The 12,435-nt window shown below is 44.7% G+C and carries 11 protein-coding genes; 8 read left to right on the plus strand and 3 right to left on the minus strand.

The window, feature by feature from the left end; genetic code table 11:
* Window positions 1-220 precede the first annotated feature (220 nt).
* The 3 genes from grpE (at window position 221) to dnaJ (ending at window position 4,197) form a co-directional block, all read left to right on the plus strand.
* Window positions 221-847 carry a nucleotide exchange factor GrpE gene (gene grpE, locus ACXACM_RS11425; protein ID WP_474821825.1) on the plus strand — a complete coding sequence of 209 codons (627 nt, stop codon included), beginning with the start codon at window positions 221-223 and terminating at the stop codon, window positions 845-847.
* A 110-nt stretch (window positions 848-957) separates the two neighbouring features.
* Entirely contained in the window at window positions 958-2,886 is a 1,929-nt protein-coding gene (dnaK, locus tag ACXACM_RS11430) for a molecular chaperone DnaK (protein ID WP_474821827.1), read from the plus strand.
* 180 nt (window positions 2,887-3,066) lie between these two features.
* Window positions 3,067-4,197: a molecular chaperone DnaJ gene (gene dnaJ, locus ACXACM_RS11435; RefSeq protein WP_474821828.1), complete on the plus strand. Its 1,131-nt coding sequence runs from the start codon at window positions 3,067-3,069 to the stop codon at window positions 4,195-4,197.
* Between the two features lie 202 nt (window positions 4,198-4,399).
* Here the strand turns inward: dnaJ and ACXACM_RS11440 are convergent, their stop codons facing one another.
* Complete coding sequence (locus ACXACM_RS11440; protein ID WP_474821829.1) at window positions 4,400-6,013, minus strand: sulfatase family protein; 1,614 nt, start codon at window positions 6,011-6,013, stop codon at window positions 4,400-4,402.
* 243 nt (window positions 6,014-6,256) lie between these two features.
* Between ACXACM_RS11440 and ACXACM_RS11445 the strand changes: the two genes are divergently transcribed.
* The 4 genes from ACXACM_RS11445 to ACXACM_RS11460 all read left to right on the plus strand — a co-directional run bounded on the left by ACXACM_RS11445 (window position 6,257) and on the right by ACXACM_RS11460 (window position 10,265).
* The gene (locus ACXACM_RS11445; RefSeq protein ID WP_474821831.1) at window positions 6,257-7,033 is read left to right on the plus strand and encodes an IclR family transcriptional regulator; all 777 of its coding nucleotides are present in this window, start codon (window positions 6,257-6,259) and stop codon (window positions 7,031-7,033) included.
* 439 nt (window positions 7,034-7,472) lie between these two features.
* Entirely contained in the window at window positions 7,473-8,492 is a 1,020-nt protein-coding gene (locus tag ACXACM_RS11450) for a zinc-binding alcohol dehydrogenase family protein (RefSeq protein WP_474821832.1), read from the plus strand.
* Window positions 8,489-9,319 (plus strand): amidohydrolase family protein, encoded by an 831-nt coding sequence (locus tag ACXACM_RS11455; protein ID WP_474821834.1) that lies wholly within the window; start codon window positions 8,489-8,491, stop codon window positions 9,317-9,319. Before ACXACM_RS11450 ends, ACXACM_RS11455 begins: the two co-directional genes overlap by 4 nt.
* Before the next feature lie 10 nt (window positions 9,320-9,329).
* Window positions 9,330-10,265, plus strand: a complete 936-nt coding sequence (locus ACXACM_RS11460; protein WP_474821835.1) for an aldo/keto reductase — start codon at window positions 9,330-9,332, stop codon at window positions 10,263-10,265.
* Between the two features lie 175 nt (window positions 10,266-10,440).
* Here the strand turns inward: ACXACM_RS11460 and ACXACM_RS11465 are convergent, their stop codons facing one another.
* Both ACXACM_RS11465 and ACXACM_RS11470 read right to left on the minus strand, forming a co-directional pair.
* On the minus strand, window positions 10,441-10,560 hold the full coding sequence (locus ACXACM_RS11465) for a hypothetical protein (RefSeq protein ID WP_474821836.1): 120 nt from the start codon (window positions 10,558-10,560) through the stop codon (window positions 10,441-10,443).
* Between the two features lie 20 nt (window positions 10,561-10,580).
* Window positions 10,581-10,760 (minus strand): hypothetical protein, encoded by a 180-nt coding sequence (locus ACXACM_RS11470; RefSeq protein WP_474821838.1) that lies wholly within the window; start codon window positions 10,758-10,760, stop codon window positions 10,581-10,583.
* A 229-nt stretch (window positions 10,761-10,989) separates the two neighbouring features.
* On the opposite strand from ACXACM_RS11470, the gene fucP reads away from it, so the two are divergent.
* A complete protein-coding gene (fucP, locus tag ACXACM_RS11475) occupies window positions 10,990-12,414 on the plus strand; it encodes an L-fucose:H+ symporter permease (protein WP_474821840.1) in 1,425 nt (474 codons plus the stop codon).
* The last annotated feature ends 21 nt before the right edge of the window (window positions 12,415-12,435 follow it).

Raw genomic sequence — 12,435 nt, forward strand, 5'->3', positions numbered from 1 at the left:
GTAATACAAGTTGTTAACAAACTGTACCGCAATCTCCGAAACAATGAAATTGCAAAAAATCGCAGTTTAGCCACAAAAATTTCATGGATACCCTTGAAGGGGAAGTAAGTAACCCCATTAATAGCCCCACTGAACGCATTAATACTGTTTGTGATACAGAAATTGTAGACAGGCAGTGAAGTGAAAATTCACCGCAGATGAGTATTGTTGGGAGGATAGCATGAGCGATAACCGCGACGTGCAGGATCAAAATCAGCCAGAAGAGGTTGAAGTAATACAGGCAGACGAAGCGACTGAAAACGCGGCGGATGCAACTGAACAGGCACAACCTGTTTCAGAGCATGAACAGAAAATTTATGAGCTTGAAAATGCGTTAGCTGACGCTCAGGCGCAGATCAAAGAGCAACAAGACGGTGTATTGCGCGCTCGTGCTGATATGGAAAACGCCCGTCGCCGCGCTGAAGCTGAAGTAGAAAAAGCCCGCAAATTTGCCCTTGAGCGATTTGCCGGTGAATTACTACCTGTCATTGATAATTTGGAACGGGCATTACAGGCCGGTGACGGTGACAACGAAGCGGTTAAGCCATTGCTTGAAGGCGTAGATATGACGCTAAAATCTTTCGTTAGCACAATTGAAAAATTCGGGTTAACACCTATTGATCCTCAGGGTGAAGGGTTTAATCCTGAATTGCATCAGGCCATGTCTATGCAGGAAAGTGCAGATCACGCGCCCAATACAGTGATGGCGGTGATGCAAAAAGGGTATCAGATCAACGGTCGCTTGCTTCGTCCAGCCATGGTGATGGTGTCTCGTGCACCAGACGGTGGTGTTGACACGCAGGTATAACCGGGGCGGAAGCCAAAAACGACAGATTTTTTCTGGCGACTATTGAAAATATGTGGGAATAACCCCACTAATATTGCAGAAATTAAAGATTCTTATTTTGGAGACACGTAATGGGTAAAATCATTGGTATCGACTTAGGTACAACGAATTCATGTGTCGCAGTTCTAGACGGCGACAAACCTCGCGTAATTGAAAACGCCGAAGGCGATCGCACAACCCCCTCAATCATCGCTTACACAAACGATGGCGAGACTTTGGTAGGTCAGTCTGCGAAGCGTCAGGCAGTTACCAACCCAACCAATACTTTGTTCGCGATTAAGCGTCTTATCGGCCGTCGCTTCGAAGATAAAGAAGTACAGCGCGACATCGACATCATGCCTTACAAAATTGTCAAAGCTGACAATGGAGATGCATGGGTTGAGAGCAAAGGCGAAAAAATGGCGCCTCCTCAGATTTCAGCTGAAGTGCTGAAAAAGATGAAGAAGACTGCTGAAGATTTCTTGGGCGAAGAAGTAACCGGTGCTGTTATTACTGTACCTGCTTACTTTAATGACTCTCAACGTCAGGCAACTAAAGATGCTGGTCGTATCGCTGGTTTGGATGTAAAACGTATTATCAACGAGCCGACTGCTGCTGCCCTTGCTTACGGCATGGATAAGAAGAAAGGTGATAACGTTGTTGCGGTTTACGACTTAGGTGGTGGTACGTTCGATATCTCTATCATCGAAATCGACGAAGTAGATGGCGAGCACACGTTTGAAGTACTGGCGACCAATGGTGATACCCACTTAGGTGGTGAAGACTTCGACAACCGTGTTATCAACTACCTCGTAGAAGAATTTAAGAAAGATCAAGGCATTGATCTTCGTAAAGATCCATTGGCTATGCAACGTTTGAAAGAAGCTGGTGAGAAAGCGAAAATCGAACTGTCTTCTTCACAGCAAACTGAAGTTAACTTGCCTTACATCACTGCTGATGCCTCAGGTCCAAAGCACTTAGCCATTAAACTGACTCGTGCAAAACTGGAATCTCTGGTTGAAGACATGGTGAAGGATTCACTGAATCCGGTTAAGCAAGCGCTGTCTGACGCTGATCTGTCAGTATCTGATATCCACGATATCATTCTGGTTGGTGGTCAAACCCGTATGCCTCTTGTTCAGAAGTATGTAACTGATTTCTTCGGCAAAGAGCCACGTAAAGACGTTAACCCTGACGAAGCCGTTGCTGTTGGTGCAGCTATTCAAGGCGGTGTATTGTCTGGTGACGTGAAAGACGTACTGCTGCTTGACGTAACGCCTCTGTCTTTAGGTATCGAAACCATGGGCGGCGTGATGACGTCACTGATTGAGAAGAACACCACGATTCCTACTAAGAAATCGCAAACCTTCTCTACAGCAGAAGATAATCAGTCTGCAGTAACAGTACACGTACTGCAAGGTGAGCGTAAACAAGCTGCCGGTAACAAGTCTTTAGGTCAGTTTAACCTTGAAGGTATCCGTCCGGCGTCTCGCGGTACGCCGCAAATCGAAGTAACCTTCGACCTTGATGCCGATGGTATTCTGCACGTTTCTGCGAAAGACAAAGACACTGGTAAAGAGCAGAAGATCACCATCAAAGCATCTTCTGGTTTAAGCGATGATGAAATCGAAAAAATGGTTGCTGACGCGGAAGCCAATAAAGAGTCTGATGCGAAGTTTGAAGAGCTAATTCAGGCGCGTAACCAGGCCGACGGTATGATTCACGCTACCCGCAAGCAGCTTGACGAAGTGGGCGATGCATTAAGTGCAGACGATAAAGCACCTATTGAAGCCGCTATTTCAGCGCTGGAAACCGCCACCAAAGGTGAAGATAAAGCTGAAATTGAAGCGAAAACACAGGAGCTTATCCAGGCGTCTTCTAAACTGATGGAAGCTGCGCAGGCGCAAGCCGGAGCCGCTGGTGGCGCAGAAGCCGGTGCTGAGCAAGCATCTGGCGCAAATACAGCAGATGACGATGTGGTTGACGCTGAATTTGAAGAAGTGAAAGACGACAAGAAGTAAGCTGTAGTCAGTGTTTCTCCGGTGCCTGCACCGGGGTGCTGTAATAGCCGGGCGCAGCAGGATATTCTTGTTGCGCTTTTGTCGTGTAAAGACCGGTTCAAAGCCGGGTGATTTAGAAGTGTGTGGTTTGGCGAAGCTCAAACCGGGTACTTGTTGTAACGAGTAGGAAAAGTAAGCGATATGTCGAAACGTGACTACTACGAAGTGCTGGGTGTAGATAAAGGCGCTGGCGAACGCGATATCAAAAAAGCGTATAAGAAGCTGGCGATGAAATATCACCCTGATCGCACCCAGGGCGATAAAGCACTGGAAGAAAAATTTAAGGAAATCCAGGAAGCCTATGAAGTCCTGACCGACTCGCAGAAGCGCGCTGCGTATGATCAGTACGGTCATGCAGGTGTGGATCCCAATCGTGGTGGTGCAGGGTTCGGCGGTGGTGCTGACTTTGGCGATATTTTTGGTGATGTATTTGGTGACATTTTCGGCGGCGGCCGGGGTGGGCGTCAGTCGCGAGCTCGCCAAGGTGCCGATTTACGCTACAACCTTGAACTGTCTTTAGAAGAAGCAGTTCGCGGTAAAGACGTAGAAATTCGCGTACCTACATTGGTGGAATGTGATGTTTGTCATGGCTCTGGGGCGAAAAAAGGCACATCGCCTAAAACCTGTCCTACCTGTCATGGTAATGGCCAGGTACAGATGCGTCAGGGCTTCTTCGCAGTCCAGCAAACTTGCCCAACCTGTTCAGGACGGGGCAAAATTATTGCTGATCCTTGCGATGCTTGTCATGGACATGGCCGTAAAGAGAAAACAAAAACGCTTTCTGTGAAAGTTCCAGCTGGCGTCGATACAGGCGATCGCATTCGCCTGAGCGGTGAAGGTGAAGCCGGCGAAAACGGTGCACCAGCCGGAGATTTATACGTTCAGGTACATGTTCGTGAACACAAAATTTTCCAACGGGATGGCAATAACCTGTACTGTGAAGTACCCCTTAGCTTTACTACTGCCGCATTAGGTGGAGAATTGCAGGTTCCCACGTTAGACGGCAAAGTAAAACTTAAGGTTAGCCCTGAAACCCAGACTGGCCGCATGTTCCGCTTGCGCGGTAAAGGTGTGAAGTCTGTGCGCAGTGGTGTAACTGGCGATCTGATGTGTAAAGTGGTTGTAGAAACGCCGGTGAATTTATCGTCTAAGCAGAAAGAACTGCTCCAGGAACTGGATGATTCAATGGGCGGCGATTCGGGTAAGCATCGCCCAAAAGAAAAAGGTTTCTTTGATGGTGTGAAGAAATTTTTTGATGATTTAACTAATTAATCGTTGACATCTAAAGCCCTCATTCTAGAGGGCTTTGTTATTTTTAACCTCCGGTTTTTATTTCATCCTTTCGCGCACCATACCTTTGCTCGTCTTTGGACATAAAAATACAGGCATGATCAACACTGATATTGTAATAATACGTCTTCTAATAAACGGTGGCGTTCACTAATGCATAACCCGTAGCGGTAATAATTGTTTCTTAATCATGCCAGTGTCTATCAATAATTTTTTGTATGTGTGGGTAGGCTTTGTCTGTCTCACTATACATTGCACGTTGCTCGCGCAAAGTTTGTTTTAGCGACGTAATAACTGCATCATAGCGGCTGTCTCCGTAAAGATTTATTTGTTCTTGCGGGTCATTGCGTAAATCATAAAATTCCCACGCTACCGGTGTATCTATGACATTATTGGCTTGCCCGGTTTTTGACTCCCATTCTTTGTCATAGTAGGGGTAGGGGTTATTCATGTGATTTGTACCATAGTAGAAAATCAGTTTGTAATCTTTTGTACGCAAACCAAAATGGGCTGGTACATCGTGATAAGCTCTGTGGGTCCAATAGCGGTAGTAACTGGCTGTTCTCCAGTTTTCTAGGGGGGCCTGAAAAAGGACGTTTTTAAAACTTCTACCATGCATGTATTCCGGAGTATCTATACCCACGAGATCTAAGATAAAAGGCGCGAAGTCTGTGTTGTTAATGATAATGTCTTGTTTAACATTAACTTGTTTGGCGTCAGGATGTTTCACAATTAAAGGCATTCTAATGGACTCGTCGAACATCCAGCGTTTGTCTTGTAAATCGTGCTCTCCAAGCATCATTCCTTGGTCTGACGTATAAATGATGATGGTGTTGTTATATTGGCCAGTATCTTTAAGCGTTTGTAGAAGACGAGCAATATTATCATCGACCCCTCTAACACAGCGAAGATACGCTTTTAAATAACGTTGGTAGGCTTCGCGAGTAAAGGCTTCGTCGTCTAAATTAGGGTCTACACCCAGATCTATTCCCATATTTCTTCGATTGTTGCGCTTTGAAATCGAAGTGCCGATTTCTGTACGAAGTCTATCTTTCTTTCCTCTCGTTGCGATAGAACCGAAGGTGCTGGCTACGGCATATAAATCATCTGGCTCTGGAATGAACTCTGCTGCAAGAAAGTCTTCGTAACGCGGCGCATACTCAAACATATCATGAGGCGCTTTAAACTGATGCATAAGGAAAAACGGTTGTTCGCTGTCTCTTCGTTTTAACCACTCGATTGTCAGATCCGTCACTACATCTGAAGAATGCCCAGTGTACTGAACTTCGTTCTGCGGCCAGTCTTTGTCGCCCTGTATTCTAAACTTTGGATCGAAGTACGTGCCCTGAGATTCAAGCACTTGATAGTAATCGAAAGCAGCCGGCTCCGCTTTTAAATGCCACTTTCCAATAACCGCGGTTTCATAGCCAGCCTCTGACATAAGGCGTGGAAGGTGTTGTTGAGGGGCTTCGATAGCACCCCGTAAGTCCAGTACACCATTTGTCTGACTATATTGACCAGTAAGAATAGTAGCCCGGCTGGGAGTACAAATACTGTTTGTCACAAACGCATTGCTAAAACGCGTTCCTTCACGAGCGAGTTGGTCTAGTGCTGGTGTAGGGTTGAGCTTGGCGAACCTTCCTTCATATGCACCAAGAGCATGTGCTGCGTGATCGTCAGTCATAATATATAAGATGTTATAGTTTTTTTTGTGTGTAGAGGTATTCGTAGTAGTTCCACAGCCATGGATGAAGATTATTATCAGAAGCGCGAATACGCCAGAATAAACGCGAAGCATAGCATTATCACCTTTACGTTATATATAATTAAGTCAAATCAAATATAAATTATATTAAGATAATCCTACTGTCTATTGATCTTAGGGTTTTATTCTCGTTTCCATCTTGTCATTTCTTTTACACCCAGCTATCGACATCTTCTTAAAAGGCACTAAAATTGATATACGATAATTGTTTTTTCGTATTTAAAATACTTAGTTATTACTCTGCCATTACACTGAAAATAAACAAAAGGTTTATCAATGAGCGCGACACAATCTAAAAAGTATTCGGCACCTGCCCTTGAGAAAGGGTTGGACATATTGGAACTGCTGTCCAAAGACTCTACGCCTTTGAGCACGTCTACCATCGCGGAAAAGCTTGGACGTTCAAATGCTGAAATATATCGGATGATTTTAGTGCTTGAACAAAGAGGTTATATTGAGAAGAGCGAAGATATTGATGGCTATCAGGTAACGAGAAAGTTACTGCAGTTAGGTACCGAGCACGAGCCAATAAAAGATATTCTGGAGTATGCACAGCCTATTATGCGGGCATTAGCAGAGAAGACTAGCATGTCCTGCCATATCGCAGTTGAATCGCAGGAGCAGATTGTGGTTATTTCCCGTGTCGAAACACCCAGTAATCTATCGTATTCAGTGAGGGTAGGATATCGACGTCCAATTGTATTTGCTGCTTCAGGTAGAATCCTGTTTGTGAATCAGTCTGCCGAGAAGAAAGAGTCAATGATGAAGTTGTTGAAACAGCATCACAGTGACGATGAAATCAAGCAGTTTCTAAGTGATTGTAAAAAAGTCGCTAAGCAAGGGTACTTGCGCGCGCCGAGTGCCTTCGTGCAAGGTGTAACCGATCTGTCCTACCCGATCATTGATACAGACCACGCCGTAGCAACTTTAACGATCCCTTATATTATGAGAATGCCCGAAATTATGGGTATAGAAGATGTGTTGCAAGAATTGAAAACGGCAGCTGATGAAATATCCAAAGCAATAACGTACGGGGTTGTTAGAAAGTTATAAGCCACAGTGCCAATACGCTTGCCATCTTAACGTCCTCGCTTTTTTAGCCCTCACTTTCTATTTTTTTTGTGAGGGTCGATAACCCTAAATTTTACATCTCGTTTACATTTTCAGCGTCGTTTTTATATTTTTCTCGCCAATTTTACCCATAAAATAAATTTTCATACTAATCCCGTTCATACCCAAGGCAACTATCTTCGATGTGTAAAATAAAGTCTTGGTTATTTTTAAATTGTTTTTATTCATGGTCTTAGGATGTTTTCTTGATTGGTTCAATATTAAGGACCGTTTGCGGGGTCTTTTGATTTATAATGGCATTTAAAGGTAAATATAAATGTTTGCATTCATATGCAAAAAATAAATGGTGAGTTTTTTCGTGAGGATGTTATTATTTTGTCATCATTATTGACAACGTGTAGATAGCGAAGGATAGAATTTGATGAAAACTGTCGTTTGTATAGAGCCCGGCATTCTAGAGCAGCGGGACGCTGAAAAGCCCTTTCCGAAGGCAAAAGAAGTGCTTGTAAAGATTAAATCCATTGGCATTTGCGGGACGGATATTCATGCATACGGTGGCAATCAACCTTTTTTCGAATATCCCCGTATTCTGGGTCATGAACTTTCGGGCACCATTGAGTCCGTTGGTGAGGGCGTTAGCGTTGCATCTGGTGCCTCAGTGTACATTATTCCCTATTTGCATTGCGGTGAGTGTATTGCTTGTAAAAGTGGTAAAACGAACTGCTGTGTTAATATTGAAGTGCTCGGTGTTCACCGCGATGGTGGGATGAGCGAATACATCTGTGTTCCGGAATCTGCTGTGGTTGTAACTGACGGTTTAAGTTTCAATGACATGGCTATCATCGAATGCCTGGCAATAGGTGCGCATGCAGTAAGGAGAGCAGAACTTACTGCGAACGATACTGTTTTAGTGCAAGGTGCAGGACCCATAGGTTTGGGGACAGCACAATTTGCAAAAGTGGCTGGTGCCAAAGTCTTTGTATCTGATGTACGTCAGGATAAATTGGACTGTTGTAATGCAGCTTACAATTTTGACGGGGTTGTAGATGCAACTGGAGATGTGAATGCTCAGCTCTCGGCACTGACTGACGGTCAATATCCCACCGTGATTATGGACTGCACAGGCAACGTAAATGCAATGCAGTCTACCTTTACTAATCTTGCTCACGGCGGCAAAATCGTATTCGTTAGCGTGATAAAGAAAAGTATCTGCTTTGATGATCCGGAATTTCACAAGCGGGAAACCACGTTACTTGGGAGTAGAAACGCCACCTTACAAGATTTCGAGTTTGTGGTGAGCTGTTTGAAAGAAGGGGTAGTGCAAAGCCAAGCGCTTATCACCCACACCGGGAAATTTAGTGAAATTTGTCAGGATTTTGCATGTTGGACAAAACCAGAGAGCGGTGTGGTAAAAGCAGTAGTTGAAATGGATGAATCATGAGAATAGACGCACATCAGCATTTTTGGCACTACGACCCGGTCGAGTACGATTGGATTGGCGACAACGACAATGTGCTGAAACGAGACTTCTTACCTGCAAACCTGATTGAGGTAAGTCGTCCGCATCAACTTGACGGCAGCATTGCTGTGCAAGCGCGACAAAGTCAAGAAGAGACGAACTGGCTATTGTCATTAGCACAAGCCAACCCTTTTATTAAAGGCGTAGTGGGATGGGTCGATTTGCGCTCGCCTGCGCTTGAGAGCATGTTAGCGTGTTGGCGCTCGAATACTAAGCTAAAAGGGTTCAGACATGTTCTTCAAGGCGAGAGAGAACCGGATTTCATGTTGCAACCGGATTTCATCCGTGGGGTTAGTCTGTTACATCAACACGACTATACATATGATCTGTTGATATTCGCTCACCAGTTGCCGCAAGTCCTCAAATTACTTGAAGTATTGCCTCTTCAGCGGTTAGTTATCGACCATATTGCCAAGCCAAGTATTGCCACCGGCGACAATTTTGACGCTTGGAAAACGCATATGTACGCTATCGCTAAATATGGCAACGTGTATTGCAAGGTGTCGGGAATGGTTACCGAAGCGGACCACAATCAGTGGAGTGAAAAGACGTTTTGGCCTTACCTGGATGTAATATCCGACGCGTTTGGAGTTGAACGACTTCTATTTGGTTCTGATTGGCCAGTGTGTCAACTTGCCGCAACTTATACCGAGGTGTTCAATTTGGTTGATACCTATGTAAAACGGACGTGCCCAGCGCACGCTGCGCAGATTTTTGGTTTGAACGCTAAACGCTTCTACCGCCTGTAGTGAGGAAATTATGCAATATCGTCAATTAGGGAAGACTGATCTGAAGTTGTCTCAAATCAGTTATGGAGCATCGCCACTGGGCAGCGTGTTCAGAAATATCAGTGAACAGGAAGGCATAAATACGGTCCATGCCGCTTTTGATTTAGGGATTAATTATGTCGATGTTTCGCCTTACTACGGCAATACCGTGGCAGAAACTGTGCTCGGCAAGGCGCTCAAAAGCGTTCCCCGAGAAAAATTTGTGCTCTCCACAAAAGCAGGTCGTTATGGTGCTGAGTTCGCTGATTTTGATTTTTCCGAAAAGCGTATTCTCTCAAGCTTGGACGAAAGCTGTGCCAGGTTAGGGGTTGATGATGTCGATATTTTGTTTCTACACGACATTGAATTTGCCGACATGAGGCAAATTATGGATGAAGCAATCCCATGCCTGCAAAAACTTAAACAAGCAGGGAGGGTGCGCTATATTGGGGTAACAGGTTACCCATTAAAAGTGTTCTCGGACGTTGTGGCACAAAACAATATTGACTGTATTTTGACTTATTGTCGATATGCTCTTCACGACAGTTCGCTGAAAAGCATTATTCCTCAACTCGATAGCAGAGACGTCGGTATCATCAATGCGTCCCCCACCGCGATGGGCTTGTTAACTGAGCGTGGAGCGCCCCAGTGGCACCCTGCTTCTGACGCATTGAAAGAGGCTTGCTTGCGAGCACAAGCTTTGTGCCAGGAGCAAGCGGTTGATATAACTGCGCTGGCGTTGCAATTCGCCATAGATCATCCGTCTATTGCTTCAACATTGGTGGGTACTGCTAATCCAAAAAATATTGTTAAAAATGTCGAATGGGCAGCGAAGCAAGGTGACAAAGCCCTTATGGAAGAGGTTCAAGCTTTGTTTACAGGGGTGCCCTGCACATGGCCTTCGGGTTATCCCGAAAATCAGGACTAAGAAACATATGGGTATCGGCCCTGGTAAAGACGGAATCATTAACTTATCACCGCCTGAGCATTAACACTCAGGCGTTTTGTTTTCACAAGGTGACACCGTTTTTCCAAATAGCCATTTCCCGGTTGTCATTTTCCTCGTTTCTTATTTTTTACCAGATGCCACGGCGAGGATGTGATCAAAAAGGCTGTTCGCCCTTTTGAATGGTGCTCAGCGACTTTTCTACCAGGGTGACAATTTTATCAAATGTTTCTTTGTTGTTAGCCCGTTTTAATAGTACTTGCTCAGCACTAAACATTTCCGGGGTCTCTGTTTAGGTTACTCGTCCTGCATCAAGCTTGCCAGTCTATCGCGCGTATTGGCAAGGTCGTCGCCAATGTACTTACCCTCAGACAGGGGTCGAATTGCCATCATGACGTTGTCGTCATTATGAACGTGCAAAACAGCTTTCTTGGCTTGTGGACGTGACAGCATATCGCTCTGTTTTTTTAAAATCACACCTTACCTAAAATTTCTATATGAATATATAAATTTATATGCAAATATATTACTTCTTGTTCACAAGTTTGGTTAAATCTCTTTTTTAATTTGTGTATGTATCGACTTTTATTTAATACAAAGGTAAAGTTGAGCTAATGTAAATGTTTGTTGAATGATATGTTACGTAATTTCATGGGCAAGGTTTACATATAAAAAGAGAAAACCAAAAATAAATCAGGGGAATAAAATGATAGGCGGAGTAGAACAGCGTGAAGAGGCAGTGCCTATACATATGTCACCGGCAGCTAAACCGAAAATTTTGGAAACGAAGTTCATACTTCCTTTTTTACTCGTGGCATCACTTTTTCCGCTTTGGGGTTTTGCCAACGACGTGACTAACCCGTTAGTCAAAGCGTTCAAAGATATTTTCATGATATCCAACGCGCAAAGTAGTCTCGTTCAGTTTGCTTTTTACTTGGGTTACGGCGTAATGGCAATACCCGCTGCCATCTTTATAAGGCGTTTCTCGTATAAATCAGGCATTCTTCTTGGGCTGGGATTATATGCGATTGGAGCAAGTTTATTCATTCCGGCTTCAGTATACATGGAGTTTTCATTCTTCTTGGCGGCGCTGTGGATCCTCACCTGTGGTCTTGCGCTTCTTGAGACTACAGCCAACCCTTATGTGTTGTCTATGGGGCACCCGGATACGTCTACCCAGCGTTTGAATTTAGCACAGGCGTTTAACCCTATCGGCTCGTTGGCTGGAATGTTCGTTGCTAGTAATTACATTTTGAGTGAATTACGTGTTGAAGCATTTCGCGAGCAAGAAAAAGCGGCTCACCCAGAGTTTGCTCAAATGCTGCCTTCTGAGGTAGATGGAGAGCTTACATCGGCATTGGTGAACTTCGCACAAAATAATCCCTTAGAGCATCAAGCTATGCAGGCAGCAGACCTTGTGACAGTGAGAGGGCCTTATGTTGCCATTGCTGCCATTGTCGCGATTATGTTTGTGGTTTTTCTGATGAGTAGACTGCCTAAAACTATGGCGCATGCCTCGACATTAGATAAAAGCGAGCTAAAAGCGGCGTTTGGTCGGTTGTTCGCAAACCGCTGCTATTTAGAAGGTGTTATTGCTCAGGCATTTTATGTTGGGGCACAAATCATGTGCTGGACGTTCATTATTCACTATGGCATGACTTCTGTCGGCCTTACCGCGTCTCAGGCACAAAACTATAACATGATCGCGATGGGGATCTTCTTGGCCAGTCGCTTTATTTGTACTTTCTTACTCAGTTTCTTCAAACCAGGGCAACTACTCATGATACTCGCACTTGGCGGGCTATTGTTGTCATTGGGCACTATTTTCGCCGGAGGATACACAGGGTTGTACTGCTTAATTGCTACCTCAGCGTGTATGTCGTTAATGTTCCCAACCATCTACGGCATTGCGCTCAAAGGAATGGGCGAAGATGCCAGCCTGGCTTCCGCTGGGTTGGTTATGGCTATCGTCGGAGGGGCGCTAATGCCACCTTTGCAGGGGGCTATGATTGATGCCAATGGTTTCATTGATGGTATTCCATCAGTACAGACGTCCTTCATATTGCCATTAATTTGTTTTGCTGTGATCTGTTGGTTCGGTTATCGGGCGCATTTTAAATTCGCGCGTTAGAGGCCTGCTGTTCCAAATGAG

The sequence above is a fragment of the Alteromonas sp. AWQ4_252 genome (assembly GCF_056158205.1).